Source organism: Mycolicibacterium agri (genome assembly GCF_002553505.1).
Taxonomy (GTDB): Bacteria; Actinomycetota; Actinomycetes; order Mycobacteriales; family Mycobacteriaceae; genus Mycobacterium; species Mycobacterium agri.
Genome location: NZ_PDCP01000074.1, coordinates 1 through 16,979, shown reverse-complemented (window position 1 = coordinate 16,979; position 16,979 = coordinate 1). Strand labels below are relative to the sequence as shown.

13 protein-coding genes are annotated in these 16,979 nt (G+C 66.5%); 8 read left to right on the top strand and 5 right to left on the bottom strand.

Features of this window, described 5'->3' with window-relative positions; translation table 11 throughout:
* From CQY20_RS26865 to CQY20_RS26850, 4 genes are all read left to right on the top strand, one after another.
* On the top strand, positions 1–687 hold the full coding sequence (locus CQY20_RS26865) for an ANTAR domain-containing protein (protein WP_097943274.1): 687 nt from the start codon (positions 1–3) through the stop codon (positions 685–687).
* Between the two features lie 67 nt (positions 688–754).
* On the top strand, positions 755–1,180 hold the full coding sequence (locus CQY20_RS26860; RefSeq protein WP_097943272.1) for an STAS domain-containing protein: 426 nt from the start codon (positions 755–757) through the stop codon (positions 1,178–1,180).
* Complete coding sequence (locus CQY20_RS26855) at positions 1,177–5,328, top strand: SpoIIE family protein phosphatase (RefSeq protein WP_097943270.1); 4,152 nt, start codon at positions 1,177–1,179, stop codon at positions 5,326–5,328. Before CQY20_RS26860 ends, CQY20_RS26855 begins: the two co-directional genes overlap by 4 nt.
* Positions 5,328–5,633, top strand: coding sequence for an STAS domain-containing protein (locus tag CQY20_RS26850; RefSeq protein ID WP_097943268.1), 306 nt, complete (start codon positions 5,328–5,330; stop codon positions 5,631–5,633). Before CQY20_RS26855 ends, CQY20_RS26850 begins: the two co-directional genes overlap by 1 nt.
* A 125-nt stretch (positions 5,634–5,758) precedes the next feature.
* Here the strand turns inward: CQY20_RS26850 and CQY20_RS26845 are convergent, their stop codons facing one another.
* The 3 genes from CQY20_RS26845 to CQY20_RS26835 form a co-directional block, all read right to left on the bottom strand.
* Positions 5,759–6,280: a DUF302 domain-containing protein gene (locus CQY20_RS26845; protein WP_097943289.1), complete on the bottom strand. Its 522-nt coding sequence runs from the start codon at positions 6,278–6,280 to the stop codon at positions 5,759–5,761.
* A gap of 93 nt (positions 6,281–6,373) precedes the next feature.
* Positions 6,374–7,129 (bottom strand): SDR family oxidoreductase, encoded by a 756-nt coding sequence (locus CQY20_RS26840; RefSeq protein ID WP_097943266.1) that lies wholly within the window; start codon positions 7,127–7,129, stop codon positions 6,374–6,376.
* Positions 7,130–7,888 carry a TVP38/TMEM64 family protein gene (locus CQY20_RS26835; protein ID WP_097943264.1) on the bottom strand — a complete coding sequence of 253 codons (759 nt, stop codon included), beginning with the start codon at positions 7,886–7,888 and terminating at the stop codon, positions 7,130–7,132.
* A 40-nt stretch (positions 7,889–7,928) separates the two neighbouring features.
* Between CQY20_RS26835 and CQY20_RS26830 the strand changes: the two genes are divergently transcribed.
* Genes CQY20_RS26830 through CQY20_RS26820 form a run of 3 tightly spaced genes read left to right on the top strand, consistent with a single transcriptional unit; the run spans position 7,929 to position 11,634 of the window.
* Entirely contained in the window at positions 7,929–9,476 is a 1,548-nt protein-coding gene (locus tag CQY20_RS26830) for an FAD-binding protein (protein WP_097943287.1), read from the top strand.
* The gene (locus CQY20_RS26825) at positions 9,473–10,357 is read left to right on the top strand and encodes a LysR family transcriptional regulator (RefSeq protein WP_097943262.1); all 885 of its coding nucleotides are present in this window, start codon (positions 9,473–9,475) and stop codon (positions 10,355–10,357) included. The genes CQY20_RS26830 and CQY20_RS26825 overlap by 4 nt, the downstream gene beginning before the upstream one ends.
* A 56-nt stretch (positions 10,358–10,413) precedes the next feature.
* The gene (locus CQY20_RS26820; protein ID WP_097943260.1) at positions 10,414–11,634 is read left to right on the top strand and encodes an MFS transporter; all 1,221 of its coding nucleotides are present in this window, start codon (positions 10,414–10,416) and stop codon (positions 11,632–11,634) included.
* Between the two features lie 118 nt (positions 11,635–11,752).
* Here the strand turns inward: CQY20_RS26820 and CQY20_RS26815 are convergent, their stop codons facing one another.
* A complete protein-coding gene (locus CQY20_RS26815; protein ID WP_133119141.1) occupies positions 11,753–14,953 on the bottom strand; it encodes a DUF5711 family protein in 3,201 nt (1,066 codons plus the stop codon).
* Positions 14,954–15,952: 999 nt separating this feature from the next.
* Positions 15,953–16,459 carry a nitroreductase/quinone reductase family protein gene (locus tag CQY20_RS26805; protein ID WP_097943254.1) on the bottom strand — a complete coding sequence of 169 codons (507 nt, stop codon included), beginning with the start codon at positions 16,457–16,459 and terminating at the stop codon, positions 15,953–15,955.
* 15 nt (positions 16,460–16,474) lie between these two features.
* On the opposite strand from CQY20_RS26805, the gene CQY20_RS26800 reads away from it, so the two are divergent.
* Positions 16,475–16,906, top strand: coding sequence for a VOC family protein (locus CQY20_RS26800; protein WP_234816431.1), 432 nt, complete (start codon positions 16,475–16,477; stop codon positions 16,904–16,906).
* The last annotated feature ends 73 nt before the right edge of the window (positions 16,907–16,979 follow it).

Here is a 16,979-nt window from a genome sequence, read left to right as displayed (position 1 = left end):
ATGCCGAAGCCGGACCACGCTCGCGGCAGCACTGAGCGCACAGTCGAGTCCGCGCTCGCGAGCAATCTCGATGTGGGCAGCTTCCGCTTCTGGTTCGTCGGCCAGCGCTGGGAATGGTCGGACGAGGTCGCGCGGATGCACGGCTACGAACCGGGCACCGTCGTTCCGACCACCGAGTTGCTGCTGTCCCATAAGCACCCCGACGACCGCCAGCACGTTCAGGACCTTCTGGACCACCTACTGCACTACGGCGAGTCGTTCAACAGCAGGCACCGGTTCATCGACACTCAAGGCAACGAGCACAACGTGCTGGTGCTTGCCGACCGGATGGTCGACGACGACGGCGCGGTGGTCGGCAGCGAGGGCTACTACATCGACCTGACCGACTCCTTCCGGCAGGTACGCAGGCAGGCGCTCGACGACTCGCTGCCCGAGTTGTTCGAAGCCCGCGCGGCGATCGAGCAGGCCAAGGGTGTGCTGATGCTCGTCTACCGGATCAGCGCCGACGCGGCGTTCGAGATCCTGCTCTGGCGGTCCCAGCAGACCAACACCAAACTGCGGGCGCTCGCGGCTCAGATCGTCGCCGAACTCGACACCGTCAAGTACCAACCCGAGGGCCTGCGCCGCGAATTCGACCATTTGTTGCTGACGGTGCACGACCGCGTCGGCCGACCGGGAGACCGTTAACCTGCAGCATTCCGCTGCCGCCGGGAACGAAGTAGGGCTTAATGGAGAACGGAGGAAGCGTTCAAAGATGTGCGCCGCCGAGGATCCGCTGGCATGGCGGATCGGTGAGTTGACGGAGAGCGTGCCTGTGACGTTGTTAGAAGTCAAACAGGATGTGCGCGACGCCGCCGTGGTGGTTTCCGTGGGCGGCGAAATCGACTCCGGCACCGTGGACACGCTGATTTCACATCTCGACGCTGCACTGCAAGCCGCAGCCGAGCATCCGGCACGGCTGCTCGTTCTCGAGATGAGCGACGTCACCTACTTCGGCAGCGCCGGGCTCAACGCGGTCCTCGGCGGTTACGAGAAGGGCCGCTCGGACGGGGTGTCCGTGCGCCTGGTCGCCAGCAACGCCGAAGTGATGATCCCGATCGAGGTGACCCGGCTGGACAACGTGCTTCGACCCTTCCGGACCGTCACCGAGGCGCTTGACGCCACCAACGAGCCGCGATGAAGGGCGCTGGCCGCGGGTCTTCGGCCGCGGTGTTCGGCGCCGATCCGGACGTGGGGCGAGACCTCGCCCAGGTGCACTGGTCGGCCACGCCGCTCGGATCGCCGTCGGGCTGGCCACAGAGCCTTCAGACCGCGGTCAGCATCCTGCTGTCGTCGCGGTTCCCGATGTGGATGGCGTGGGGTCGCGAGCTGACCTTCTTCTGCAATGCGGCCTATCGCCGCGACACCCTGGGCCGTAAATACCCGTGGGCGCTGGGCCGGCCGGCCAGCGAGGTGTGGTCGGAGATCTGGGATGACATCGGTCCGCGCATCGACCGGGTGCTCGCCACCGGGCAGGCGACATGGGATGAGGGGCTGCTGCTGTTCCTGGAGCGCTCCGGCTACCCCGAGGAGACCTACCACACGTTCTCCTACAGCCCCTTGCGCGACGACGACGACCGCGTCGTGGGCATGCTGTGCGTCGTCAGCGAGGACACAGACAGAATCATCGGTGAGCGGCGAATGGCGACGTTGCGGCTGCTGGGCTCGGACCCCAGCGTGACACGCACCGAGGAGGAGAGCCTGGCCTTCGCGCATCGGCAGCTCGGCAAGAACCTGCGTGACCTGCCGTTCGCGCTGACGTACCTGTTCGACGCGAACGGCGACGCGCGGCTGGCGGGGACGAGCGGAATCGCCGAGGGGCATCCGGCCGCGCCGACGATGCTGCCCGCCGACGGCGCGAGCGTGTGGCCCGTGCAGCAGGTCGCTGCGGGCGAGTCGGTGCTGGTCGATCTGGTCGGCGGACCGTTTGCCGACCTGCCGACCGGCGACTGGGCCGAACCGCCGGTGAAGGCGTTGGTCGTCCCGATGATGGAGCAGGGCGGCGCGCCCCGCGGCTTCCTGGTCGCCGCCTTGAATCGGTATCGGCCGGTGAACGAGAAGAACACCGGGTTCGTGCGGTTGGCGGCGGCGCATATCTCCGCGGGAATCGGCAGCGCCCGCAGCTACCGCGCCCAGCAGCAGCGCGCCGAAGAACTCGCCGAACTCGACCGCGCCAAGACCGCCTTCTTCTCGAACATCAGCCATGAGTTCCGCACCCCGCTCACGCTGATCCTCGACCCTGTCGCCGAACTGCGCGGCCGGTCCGGGCTGGACGAGCAGATGCGCAAAGACTTAGACGTGGTGTGGCGCAACGGATTACGCCTCACCAAACTCGTCAACACATTGCTCGATTTCTCCCGCATCGAGGCCGGTCGGGCGCAGGCGCGCTACGAACCGGTCGACTTGTCGGCGATCACCGCCGAGCTGGCCAGCGTCTTCCGGTCAGCCGTCGACCGTGCCGGGCTGGAGTTCGTCGTGGACTGTCCAGCGCTGGACGAACCCGTCTACATCGACCACGACATGTGGGAGAAGGTGATCCTGAACCTGCTGTCCAACGCGCTGAAGTTCACCTTCTCCGGTTCCATCGCCGTGCGGGTGCGGCGCCAAGGCGACGAGGCGGTCGTCACCGTGTCCGACACAGGGGTCGGCATACCCGCCGAGGAAATGCCTCGGCTGTTCGAACGGTTCCACCGCATCGAGTCGGCGGAGGCGCGCTCCAACGAGGGCAGCGGAATCGGCCTGGCGCTGGTGCATGAACTGATCCATCTGCATCACGGCGACATCTCCGCCGAGAGCACCGAAGGCAGCGGCACCACATTCACCATCCGCCTACCGTTCGGCGCGTCGCATCTGCCCGCCGATGCCGTCGCGGCAACCGGCCGACACCGATCGGCCTCTCACGCCGCCGAACCGTATGTCCAGGAGGCGCTGCGCTGGATTCCCGGCGACGTCGACTCCAGCGGGGGTGCCGTCGAGTCGGCGCAGTCACTGGACAACGCCAACCTGCGGGCTCCGGACGGGGACGTCGAATCGCGGGTTCTGGTCGCCGACGACAACAGTGACATGCGCGAATACCTGGCCCGCCTGCTGAGCGGCGCCGGCTACCAGGTCAAGACGGTCAGCGACGGTCAGCAGGCGCTGGCGACCGTCAGGGCCGAGCTGCCGGACCTTGTCGTCAGCGACGTCATGATGCCCCGCTTGGACGGGCTGGCCCTGGTGGCGGCGCTGCGGGAGGACCCGCGCACCGCGGCCGTGCCCGTGCTGCTGCTGTCGGCCCGCGCCGGCCAGGAGGCGTCCATCGAGGGTCTGGCCGCCGGCGCCGACGACTACCTCGTCAAGCCGTTCGCCGCGGCCGAGCTGCTCGCCCGAGTGCGGGCCAACATCGAGCTGGCCCGGCTTCGCACCCACCACGCGCGCTGGCGCACCGCGCTGGTCGACTCGCTGCAGGAAGGGTTCTTCGTCTGCGACGCCGACGGCGCCGTCATCGAGATCAACGCGGCTTTCACCGAAATCCTCGGCTACGGCGCCGACGGCGTGCCCTACCATCCGCCGTTTCCCTGGTTGCCGCAGGCCGACACGGATCCTGACGCGCGCAAAGAGACAGACACGGCCTTCGCCGCCTTGCTGTCCGAAACGCACGGCACGTTCACCGTTCCGGTGCAGCACCGCGACGGGCACCGGCTATGGGTCACCGCCACTCACAATCACGCAGAGGACCCCGAAACCGGGCGCCGGGTCATAGTCGGTACGTTTCGCGATGTGACCGCCGAGCACTACACCGTGCAGCGGGAGACCGCGCTCGCGTCGCTCAACCAACATCTGGTCCACGCCGACACCGTCGACGATGCGGTCAGCGCCGGCGGCGACGAACTGCGCAGGCTGTGGCGGGCGCGGCGGGTCCTTGCGGTCACGTTCCCCGCGGGCAGCGCGGAAATCGAGACTCCGCATTTCAACTGTCTTGGCGAGCCGGCGCGTTGGGACGACCTGCCGCCCCGAACCCATCAAATGATCCGTGGGCTGGCCGATGGCGACCTGCTCACCCCCGACACCGCCACGCCGGGTGCGGCCGGTATCGCGTTGCAGCATCCCAGCGGTGTGTTGGTCCTTTACATCGAATTGGCCGAGCGGCGGCTGTTCACCCCGGAGGACCGCACGCTGCTCACGGTGTTGGCGGGTCGTCTCGGCCAAGGCCTGCAGCGCGTCCACCAGCTCGACCAGCAGCGGGAAGCGGCGCTGGCGCTGCAGAACGCCATCCTCGGTCCAGCCAACCTGCCCGCCGGGTTCGCGGTGCGCTACCAGCCGGCGACCCGCCCGCTTCAGGTGGGCGGTGATTGGTATGACGTGGTCGGTCTCGACGATGGTCGGATCGCTCTTGTGGTGGGCGACTGTGTCGGGCACGGCCTGACCGCGGCGACGGTGATGGGTCAACTCCGAAGCGCTTGTCGGGCACTGCTTTTGGAGGATCCCACTCCGGGCGCCGTGTTGTGCGCCATGGATCGGTTCGCCGCGCGGCTGGCGGGTGCGCGGTGCACCACGGCCTTCTGCGCGGTGCTGCGCCCCGAGACCGGCGAGATCGTGTACTCGTGCGCGGGTCACCCTCCGCCGGTAGTGGTCGACGCCGATGGCGCCGTTCGCCTGCTTGACCAAGCCAGGGCCACGCCGCTCGGGGTCACCTTCTACAGCGCCCGCCCCGAACACCGCGACACGTTGCCTGCCCGGTCGACATTGGTGCTCTACACCGACGGCCTGGTCGAGCGGCGTCGAGAGCCATTGGACGACGGCATCGCCCGCGCCGCCGACCTCGTCGCGGAGAACCGTGCCAGCGTGCTGGAAGACCTTGCCAAACAGGTGATGTCGGGGCTGGCGCCCGGCGACGGTTACCAGGACGATGTCGCGCTGCTGCTGTACCGTCAGCCGGCGCCGTTGGACATCAAAGTGCCCGCCGAGCCGAGCTATCTCGCCGAAACCCGTGCCGCGCTGAAGGATTGGCTGCACATGGCCGGGGTGGATGCCGATCAGACGCTGAAGGTCCTCATCGCCGCAGGAGAAGCCCTCGCCAATGCGATCGAGCACGGCCACCGCAACACCAAAGGCTTCGTCCGCCTGCGGGCCACCGCGCTGGCGGATCGGCTGCACGTCACGGTCGTCGACGCCGGCTCGTGGAAGCCGCCGGTGGCGGCCGCGAATCGGGGCCGCGGCATCTCGCTGATGCGGGCGCTGATGCAAGACGTCACCATTCATCCGCTCGACGACGGCACGACCGTCCATATGCAGGCCAAGATCGCCTGATGGCCGCGCCGCTGCGAATCGACATCGACAGCCGCGGCGACGGCACGGTCGTGCTGACCGCCACCGGCGAGATTGACCTGAGCAACATCAACGTTTTCACCGAAGCCCTCAGTGCCGCCGCCCGCGACAACGACGGCGCCTCTCTGACGGTCGACCTTCGCGGTGTCGAGTACCTCGACAGCGGGGCGATCAACGTGTTGTTCGCCCATGCGGACCGCATCCACGTGATCGTCAACCCGATCCTGATGCCTGTCTTGCGAATCAGCGGCCTCGCCGATGTCGGCTCGGTGGAAGCCGCCTCGTGACCGAATCGGGTCACCGTTCTCTCGGAAAGGCGGAGATGACGGCTCCACGAGTGGTCCGTGCACATTCACGACGTGAAGCGCGCCGTCGTCTACCGGCTCGGTAGGTACCGGACGCACGAAGCCGCCTACGAGGCTGAGCGCGTCGACAATTGATCCGCGCTGCCCGTCACCGACAGCGCCAACGCCTTGAGTTTCGCGTCGAGTTCCCGCGCGGCGGCCTCGAGCGGCTCGTTGGGTTCGACAACGATGAGCGACGACGGCGCCACGTAGGTCAGGGCGCTTCGGTTACCCGCCTCCTCGGTGAGCAGAACCTCAACGGGCGCAAACAGTCCCGCTGTTATGTCGTGGCGCAGCATCGTTATCGCGATCAACGGGTTGCCGAGCACCACGCGCACCACCCTGCGGTGTATGCCAGCCTTGACGATCCAGCCGCCGTGGTCGACCGCGGCGAAGAGCATGAAGCCGCTGGGCCCGACGTATCGTTGCACGGCCCGCTCGAACCCGTCCCAGTTGTCGGACTCGGCGACGAGGTCGTAGAGCGGCGCCGGTTGCCGACCGATGTCGGCCAGCAGCGCGTCGACGAGGGCTTCGAAGCTCTTGGCGCTGTCGAACCGCAGCCGCAAGCCGTTGAAGGGGATCTCCGTGATCGCGTCAGCCATGTTGAGCCCGCCTCTCCCGCGAACGCTTTCCTCCGTAACGGGCATCGCGGCCGGACTATTCCTGAGTACGGCTTGCTGAACTCAGCGGTTTCGGATGCGGGGAAACAGCTGCACCGCCTCGGGCACCACGCTGGGGTTGGCGTAGGCGGTGAGGACCAGCGACAACAGCGTGTTGGCGACGTCCTGCAGCGCCGACATCTGCGCGGGCAGCTGCCCGCGCTCCACCCACGACTTGAACAGCAACGCGAGCAGGTCCCGGTCGGCACCGCGCAGGATCTCGGTGTCGGCGGTCGGCCCGATGCCGACGCGCACGATCGACAGTTCCGGGTGCTCGCTGCGCCACGAGTGCAGGATCTCGTCCAACGCCGCCTTGCTGGCGCTGTACGCCGACACCCCAGCGCGGGGCCTGCCGACATCGTGGCTGGACGCGATCAGCACCACACCGTTCTCGGACAGGTGTGGCAGCGCGGCCCGCAGCACGTTGTTGGCGCCGAGCGCGTTGACCGAGAAGGCGTGCACCCACGTCGTCACGTCGGTGTCTTCGATGTGGGCGAACGGCACGACGGTGCTGGTGAACACGACGGCGTCCAGCCCGCCGAGCGCCTCGGCCGCCTGGGCGACGACCCTGGTGATTGCTGCGCCGTCCTCGACATCGAGTTCGAACGCCGAGCCGCCGATACTGTCGGCGAGCTTGGTCAGCAGGTCCATGCGGCGTGCCGCGACCGCCACCCTGGCGCCGAGCTTGCCCGCGCTTTCGGCGACGGCGTGGCCGATGCCCGAGGAGGCGCCGACGACGAGCAGGCGCAGCCCGGTGGCATCGCTGGGTTGAGCAACCATTTACGGCCCTTCCGCTGTGTCGTGCGTGTTAGGTGACCCTTCGTTGGTGGGGACAGTACCTGGTCGGTTGCCGGCCCTGCCACGGCGGCGCCAATGCCGGTAGCCGCGATGCGTAGCGAATGCGCCGACGACCGCCGTCACGCACCACACCGCGACCGCCGCGTAAGCCAACGGTGACGACAGATCGGAGATCGACGCGCCCAAGGCGGTGTAGACGAAGGCGCGCGGCGCCGATCCGATGAACGCGCCGACGGCCATCTGCCATACCGGCACACCGAATGCGCCGAACGCGTAGGAGGCGAGCGCATCCGATACGCCGGGAACGAACCGCTGCCCGACGACTGCCCACAGGCCGTGGCGTTCGATGAGCCCGTCGAGCCGGTCGGCACGATCGGCGCCCAGCAGGCCGCGCGCGCTGCGCCTGCCCGCGCGTCTGCCGACCAGGCTGGTGATGATCGCCGTGCCGACGGTCGCGCCCAGCGTCACGAACAGCCCGACCACCGGACCGAACAGCACCCCGCTGCCCGCCGCGAGGATCGGCCCCGGCACGAAGACGGCGCCGAGCACCGCAGACACCACGACGTAGGTCAGCGGCGCCAGTGGGCCCGTCGCTGCCACCGTGCGCCGGACGTCCTCGACGTCGATCACCCGGGAGACCGCGACCAGATAGAACAGTCCCAGCAGAAACGCCGCGAACAGGGCCAACCGCACGATGTGGCCGCGGCGGGAGGCGGCGCTGGCACCTTCGGTATCGGTCATGTTGACCGCGATTCTCCCGCACGCCGGATATGGTCCACCTGTGAGCACGCCCGATGAGATCGTCGACGTCGTCGTCGCCGGCTCGGGCGGAGGTACCGCGGGTGCCTATACCGCTGCGCGCGAAGGGCTTTCGGTGGCCGTGGTGGAGGCCACCGACCGGTTCGGCGGGACGTTCGCCTACTCCGGTGGCGGCGGAATGTGGTATCCGTGCAACCCCGTAGTCCTGCGCGCCGGAGTCGACGACACCATCGAAGAGGCACTGCGCTACTACCGCGGCGTGGTCGGCGACCGTACCCCCGCCGAACTGCAGGAGGCCTACGTTCGCGGCGGCGCGGCCCTGATCGAATACCTCGAACGCGACGACCACTTCGCCTTCAAAATCCTGCCGTGGCCCGACTATTACAGTTCGGTGCCCGGCGCCCGCGCCGACGGCATGCGCCACATCGTCTCGAAGGCCGTGCCGGACAGTCGCCTCGGACGATTCGCCGGTCTGGTCCGCGGGCCGCTCGATCACGAACGTCTTGGCGCGCCCCAGCCTGATCTGCTGACCGGCGGCCGGGCGCTGATCGGCCGCTTCCTGTCCGCGATGGCCGACAACCCGGCGGTGGCTGCGCATCTCAACACCACCCTGGTCGAGCCGATCGTCGATGGACGCGACGAGGGACGCGTCGTCGGCGCCGTGGTGGAGTCCGATGGTCGAAGGCGGGTGATTCGGGCCCGTCGCGGGGTGCTGCTGGCTGCGGGCGGGTTCGAACGCAACGACGCCATGCGCGCCGAATACGGCGTTCCCGGAGCGGCTTTCGACACGATGGGTGCACCCGGCAATCTCGGGCTGGCGCACCGTGCGGCGATCTCGGTCGGCGCGGCCACCGACCTGATGGACCAGGCGTGGTGGTCGCCAGGACTGGTGCACCCCGACGGCCGGGCGGCCTTCGCGCTGTGCTTCACCGGCGGCATCTTCGTCGACCGCGACGGCAGGCGGTTCGTCAATGAATCCGCGGCCTACGACAGGCTCGCTCGCGACATCATCCGCGCCATCGGCAACGGCCGGGTCGGGTCGCGCTACTGGATGGTCTACGACAGCCGTAACGGTGACCAGCCGCCGGTCATGGCGACCAACGTGTCGTTCTCGCCGACGAAAGAGTATGTGTCGGCCGGCTTGTGGCGGCAGGCCGACTCGGTGGCCGAATTGGCGGGGCTGATCGGTGTGCCCGCCGACAATCTCGTCGCCACGGTGCGCCGCTTCAACGAGTTCGCCCGGCGCGGCGACGACGACGATTTCGGCCGGGGCCGTGAAGCTTTCGACCGGACGTTCACCGCGGGCGCGTCGCCGTTGGTGCCGATCGACACGCCGCCCTACCGCGCCGCGGCATTCGGGCTGTCGGACCTCGGCACCAAGGGCGGGCTGCGCACCGACATCGACGCGCGCGTGCTCGACGCCGACGGCCGCCCGATTCCCGGCCTGTATGCCGCGGGCAACACGATGGCCGCGGTGTCGGGTGAGACGTATCCGGGCGGCGGCAACCCGATCGGCGCGTCGTTGTTGTTCAGCCATCGCGCGGCGTTGCACATGGCGGCTGCGCGGTGAACCTCGAGGAACTGCACTGGTTCGTGGTGCTCGCCGAAACCGAGCACGTCACCGATGCCGCCGCCGAGTTGGGCGTCAGTCAGCCGACGTTGTCACGAGCGCTGGCCCGGCTGGAACGCGAGGCGGGCACGCCGCTGTTCGATCGCGTCAATCGGCGGTTGCGGCTCAACGCGTACGGGCAGATCATGCTCGAACACGCGCGACGCGGAATCGCCGAGATGCGTTCGGCCACAGAGCGCATCGCCGCGCTGCGTGATCCGGACACCGGAGGCGTCCGATTCGCCTTCCTGCATTCGCTGGCGAGTTGGTACGTGCCCGAGCAACTTCGACGGTTTCGTGCTTCGGCACCCGCGATTCGGTTCGAGCTCTTTCAGGGGCCCGCGCACGAGATCAGCCGGCGGGTGCTGTCCGGACACGCCGACGTCGCGATCACCTCGCCGCGGCCGACGGCGCCTGGCTTGGGCTGGCGCAGGCTCTATGTCGAACAGCTGACCCTGGCCGTCCCGCGCGGACATCCGCTGGCCGGGCGCGCCAAAGTGCGCTTGTCGGCGGCCGCCGGCGAGCCTTTCGTGGCGCTGAGCCCCCAAGCCGGTCTGCGCCAGCTCGCCGACGAACTGTGGGCGGAAGACGCCGTCGACCCCGACATCGTGTTCGAAGCGACCGAAATACCGACAGTCGAAGGGCTGGTCGCCGCGGGCTTCGGTGTAGCGGTCGTGCCCATTCCCCGCCAGCCCAGAGGCGAATCCAGGATTGTCCACGTCCCGTTGTCCAACGCCGGTGCGAAGCGGGAAGTGGGTTTGGTCTGGAACCGTGACGCAGTCCTGTCGCCGCCTGCGCAGCGTTTCTTCGACTTCCTTCGCAACCATGCGTTAGAAGCATGAATCTGCGCCGACTCATGCATTGGACACATTAATCACCGGCTTCTACCGTTGCCCGGGTGACCATCGACGACGCCGCGCCACCGATATGGGTCGGGCACAGCCGTGGCTCGTCGGCGTACACCCGGCTACTCGCCGCGCTGTTCTGCGCCGGCGTCGCGACGTTCGCACAGCTGTACTCGCCGCAGGCCGTCCTGCCGCTGATCTCGGCCGACCTGCACATCGGTGCCGCCGACGCGGCGCTGACGATCTCCGCGTCGACCGTCGGACTGGCGATCGGCGTCATCCCGTGGTCCACCCTGGCCGACCGTATCGGCCGGGTTCGGGCGATCTCGATCTCCGTCGTCGGCGCTACGGTCGTCGGACTCCTCGTGCCGTTCACGCCGACCTACGAGATGCTTCTGGTCGGGCGCCTGATCGAAGGGCTGGCGCTCGGCGGTGTCCCCGCAGTCGCCATCGCCTATCTCACCGAGGAAATCGACCCCGCGCACGCCGCTCGGGCGGCTGGCACATTCGTCGCGGGCACGACCATCGGCGGCCTGCTGGGCCGGCTGTTGTCCAGCCCGGTCGCGCAGATCGCCGGCTGGCGCATCGGGGTTTTCGCCGTCGCGCTCGTGTGCGGCACCGCCGCGCTCAGTTTCGTCAAACTGGCGCCGCGGCCGCGCGGCTTCGTTCCGACGCGCCGATCCAGCGCCAATCCCGAAGGCAGTCTTGCCCACCGACTGATGACCAACCTGCGCTCGCCGCGGCAACTGGTCCTGTTCGCGCAGGGCTTCCTGTTGATGGGCGGATTCGTCGCGCTCTACAACTTCCTGGGATTCCGCCTCTCGGGCGGCCCGTTCTTCCTGCCGCCGTCCGTGGTCAGCCTGGTGTTTCTGGCCTACCTCGCGGGCACCTGGACCTCGTCGCTGGCGGGAGCGCAGGCCACTCGGTTCGGCCGCAAGCCGGTGCTGATCGTGTCGATCTCGATCATGATTGCAGGCGTGGCAATCACGTTGTCGAGCAACGTCATTGTGGTGCTGGCCGGTTTGGTGGTCGCGACCGCCGGGTTCTTCGGCGCGCACTCCATCGCAGCGGGATGGACGGGTCGTTCGGCGTCGGTGGGTAAGGCGCAGGCCTCGTCGCTGTACAACCTGTTCTATTACGGCGGTTCGAGCGTCGTCGGATGGTTGGGCGGCGTGGCCTACGACGGTTGTGGCTGGGCCGCGGTGGCGGGGATCATCGCGGGGCTGGCCGTGCTCGCGGCCGTCGCAGCGGCAGTGCTGTTGCCACGAAACTGATCTCCGACGACGGGTTCGCCCCGGCGATGTAGCCGTCCGGCCGCGGCAGACACATCGCTGGCGGGCTGGCTCAACCCGTTCTCACACACTACCTCACGATCCGGCGCCGTCGCCCCGATCAGACAGTGGTTGAGAGGGCCCGAACAGTGCTGACGAACTGTCCAGTGCCTTCGTCGATTTGGCTGACGGTCACATACACCGTGCCGTCTTTCGCCACCGTGACGGCTGTGACCGCGGCGGTGTCGAAAGTTTGAATTCGGGTTGCACCCTTGGCGGTAATGGCCCACACCTCGGCCGTGCCGGGCAGGTCCTCCAACCCGGACGACAGCGTGACGTACGCCGTTCCATTCGGCGCCAACACGATCGGCCGGGGCGCGAATCCGAACGGCCCCTGATCCGGGTCGACCGCCAAGACGATGCCTCCCGGGCCGATGATTTTCGCGATCGTCTTGCCCGCGGAGTTGAAGCCCACCACTCGTGCCTCTGGGCCCTGAGCGCCCATATTGCCGGTGATGAGGTATCCGTTGCCCTTCAGATCGATGGATCCGGCGATGAGTTGACCCGGCACCTCTTCGGTGCTCTTACCCGACGACAGGATCACCGCCGAGGTGTAATAGGCGCCCGTAGTGTCCTGTCTTTCGACTATCTGGGCGGCAGCGCCTTTCAGCGTGAAGTAGACCCTGTTCTTGATGACGGTCCCGACCGGCATGTCTTTGATCGTGGCGCGGCCCGCCGGCGTGACGATTGCGACGTGGTAGCGGCCGTTGGCGTCGACATAGGCGACGTAGGCGTTCTTGTTCCATCCGACGGTCAGTGCCGCACCGCCGACAGTGTCTACCGCTCCGGCGACCACACCGTTGATCGGCACGACGCGGGTCTTGCCCGCCTTCGCAATTCCGAGTTGATACCCCCCGCCGTTCAGGATGACCATATACGTCGTGCCATCGCCGGCGACAACAGGCTGACCCAGGGCCAGCCCGGTGATGGGCGTGCTGGTCTTCAGGGTCGTTGCGGTCAGCTCGGTTACGTAAGTCTTGCCGTTGTCGTAGTCAACGGTGGTCTGGTATATCGTCCCTTTCGCACCCGCGACGGCCAAACCGAGTCGCACTCCTGGAATCTCGCGCTCCGTATATGAGCTACCCGTGAATGTCAGCATCTTGGTGACGACAGCGGTCTGGTCATCGTTCACCACCGAGACGGCGACATACGCCTTCCCGTCGGAGGAGATCGTGACAGGGCCCGCTATCCCCGGGCGTTCGATAAGCACAGTCGTGGACAAGCCGCTCGAATCGACCGCCAGCACACCGATCTGTTCCAGGCTGTCCTGGTACACGACATAGGCTGTGCCGTTGGGCGCCAGTGTGGGTGGTAAGCCCGACGTCGTTCCGTTGATCTCATACGTCTGGAACGCATTGGATCGCGACACTCGGATGAGTCGATAGGCACTCTGTGTGCCGTCGACATCGGCCAGCACGAATGCGGCGCCGTTCGATGCGACGAGTATCGAGCTCGCGGCGACGCCGGTCACCGTTCCCACAGTCGTTGCGACGCCTGATGTGCTGATCGCCGTGACTGTCGTGGTGTTGGTGACCTCGTCGTAGGTCGTCAGCAGCAGACTGCCGTCGGGCCGCGTCATCGGGAAAGCGAAGCCGTTTGGGCTGCCGGCAATGCTCGCCGAGGTCGTGATGACCCGACCGTCCGTGTCCAGGATGCTCACGCGGGTCGAACCGCTCGGCTCCAACGTCTGTGGATCGACATCCACGGTCACCTGATACCGAGTGCCGAACGCGCCGATGATGACGTTGCCCACCGGCGCCCCGGGAGTCGAAGCGGCGGTGGCAGGCAGCACCGAGATGACCTGTATGCCTTGGTCGGTGGAGTAGTAGAGCTCGCGTCCATCGGGGGACAGCACGGCGCCGGGGTAATACCCCTCGGTAGTGGTATCGAGATCGACGGTTGTGAGCAGAACGTGGTTGGCGGTTGTGTCGTAGACGCGTACGGCGCCGTCGACGGAATCTACTGCAAACAAAAGGGATCCGTCTTTACTGAGCGTGATTCCGCTCAACGTCTCAGGTGTCACGTTGATCGTGCCCAACACCTTGTGGTTCTTTGCGTCGAGCACCGTGATGACGCCTTCATCGACGTCGTTGACATAGACGCGGGTACCGGCCGGGTTGACGACCACGTCGAGGATGTAGGTGCCCGTGGCGACCAGCTTGGCGGCGGTCGATGTCGTCGCGAATGTGTAAACGGCGGAAAGGGGGATCTCCTGGGGATCGTCGGTGAGGAGATCGCCCACGACGTAGACCTTCTTGCCGTCCGGGCTGAACACGATGCTGTAGAAGGCATCCGGCGATGCGCCGGGCAGTTTCACGGTGCCCGTGATCTTTCCGGTTGCGACGGCCACTTTGGTGACCACGCTCGTCCACGTACCGGTCCTGGCGTCGAACAGTCCACCGGTTGCCATTAGTGTCTTGCCATCGGGGGATACCGCGACCGATATCGGGTAGCGGTTGTCGCCGAAGTCAATGGGGCTCAAGGCGGTATTGGTGGTGCCGTCGATGACGTGAATCAAATGCGTTTCGTCGTCAACGACGAAGACACGCTTGCCGTCGGGAGTCACGTCAAGGGAGACCGGTTGCACGTCAAGGTGAATGGTCGTCACGACCGCGCGGTTGACGGTGTCGATCACGGTGATGGTCTTGCCGACGGAGTCGGCGACGTAAGCACGTGTCTTCGTCACGGCGATGGCGTCTACCGAGCCACCGGTTTCAATCGCGCCGGCGTCGGCCAGCGGCATGGGGTTGATTGCCACGTTGATTGTGACGGTCTGGACGTTGGCCTTGACTCCGTCGGACACCGCCACCGTGAATTGCGCAGAAGCGTATTCGGAACTCAGCCCGGCGAGCACCCGCTGCGTCGTGGTCGGAGTGTAGGTGAACGCACCGGTGCTCTTGTTCAGAACCAACTTGCCCTCGGTGGGCTGGGTGACAACGGTGTAGGTGAGCTTCTTCTTCTCGGGGTCTTCGGCGATGACCTGACCCGCCACGGTGCCCGTCCTTGGGTCCGGCGTGCCGAGGGCCGCCTCCTGCTCCACGATCGGCGGCTGATTCACCGGCGCGGCCGCTGCGACCGCGGTCGTCGTCAGGCTGGTCGAGGTCTGCGCCGCGGCCATCTGCGCCGCCTGCTGCGAAGTTCCGCCCGCCTCCGTGCCGGCACCGAGGCGGCGCGTCGCGGCCATCACGATCCACGACAGCGGCGATTCCACGTCCGCGTTGGGCAGGGAGCCGAAAAGCGCGGTCGCCAAGGTACTGCTCACCGTCGTGGTGAGGGGCACCGACGCGGCATGAATCACCTCGACAACGGGGGCGCGGTAAGCCGGTGGCACGTATGTCGGCGCCGTCGAATCCGCCGCGGGCGAGGTTTGTACGGATGTTGTTGCGGAAGTGGGCGCCGGAAGCGGCGACGCGGCGGGCGTCGCGGCGGTCGTGTTGACAGACCGGGGAGTGGTCGACGTCGCCGACCGCTCAGGTTGCGCCGCTTTGGACCCCACCGTGCTCGATGGCGTCTTGAGTGTGACTGACTTCTTCGGCTTCGTGACGCGGGATTCTTTCCGATCGGACGACGTATGCGCCCCACCGGAGCTGGAGATGACGACGCCGGGAGCGACCTCCTGTGTGCTGCCGGACGGCGACGCGTTTCCACTCGCCGTGCCCGCACTGGGGTTCTCGGGGGTGCTCGTGTCGTTTGTTGTCGGATTGGAGGTCGTTGTGTCGACGGGGCCAGTGGAAGTGGGCTCGCTAGTGTCGCCGTCCTTGTTGTTGTCGTTCGGACCGGCGGTGGATGAAGGGCTGTCGTGTGCATCCGAACCTGCATCATCGGCCCACGCGGTACCAGGGCCATTCGCGATGGCGAGACCGATACCCAAAGCAACTGCAAGCGCGCCGACTCGGCCTACGTAATGGCTGTAACCCATGAGATCCCCCATTGACACGATCCGCTTCCTTAGCGAACTCTCTGGTGGATGCAAGCTAACACTAGGAAATGGAAACGGGATGGCAAATCGCCGGTATTAACGTCAGGGAAAAGATCAAACTGAGGTTTTGCCAGGCTCAGCGGGCATTATGATCTTGAATGCTTTAACTACGCGGACTAGCTGCGTTTACGCTTCATAATAAAAGTTTCTATAGTGTTAATAACGTTCGCCTTGCTAACGAAAAGGTATTTGGATGAGTGGAATGAAGCGCTAGCTTTATTCCGTGCGCAGCAATCATTCCGAACGGCTCTGGCGAACACATATCGGGTACCACCAAGTGGCCTAGCCGGACTGCAGATCGGATTCGGAGAAGACGTTGATCTCCGTCTCGGGGCTCAGCACGATCACCGGGATGTGCCGCGACGTCGCCCTCTGATAGGCCAAATAGGGCGGGTATGCCGACACCATGAACTCCCAAACACGGTGCCGCTCTTCAAATTCGGGCTCTCGCCAGGTTGCGCGGAAGGCTTGCGTGGCGATCTGGATGTCGACATGCTGGCTGGCGCGAATGTTGTGATACCAGTCCGGATTTCGGTCGGCGCCGCCCTTCGACGCGACGATCACCACCTCGCCGCCGAGGTCGCCGTAGATCAGCGGAAAGATACGCGTCAATCCCGATTTGCGGCCGCGCACCCTGATCAAGCAGTGGGTGGTGAACCGATGGCCACCGATGTCGCTGAGGTCCATGATGTGGCCCTGGGTGCCGCCTGAACGCAGGTACGTCTGCAAATGCTTGGTCATCCAGTCGGGACGGCCCTCGTGGGTGGCTGCGGCCGAGTCATCGGTCATGGCACCATCTTGCACGTGACCGACGAAACGTCTCCCGCGATTACCGGAATCAACCATCTGTCCGTCACGGTGCGCGACATCGAAGCCAGCGCGGCCTGGTATCAGCGCGTATTCGCCGCGCAACGGCTGCCCATGCAATTCCCGCACTACGGATGCGAGGAGACCGGCTACGGCGTGCTGCTGGTCGAGCCGCGGTCGGGTCTCGGTATCGGCTTGCACACCAACACCGGCAATGACGGCGCCGAATTCGACGAAGCGAAAACGGGTTTGGACCACGTCGGATTCAACGTCGCTTCACGCGAGGACCTCGAGGCGTGGGTGCGATGGCTCGACATGCTCGGCATCCCGCACACCGAGATCCGGACCGGACAGGAACCATTCCCGTACGCGACGCTGGTGTTTCGCGACCCCGACAACATCCAGCTCGAGTTGTTCGCGATGCTCTAGGAGCCTGCTGAATTAGTGGCTTTGGGGGCGGGGTGCCTCAAAGCGCTCTGTGGCGCGTGTGTTCAGTCAGACC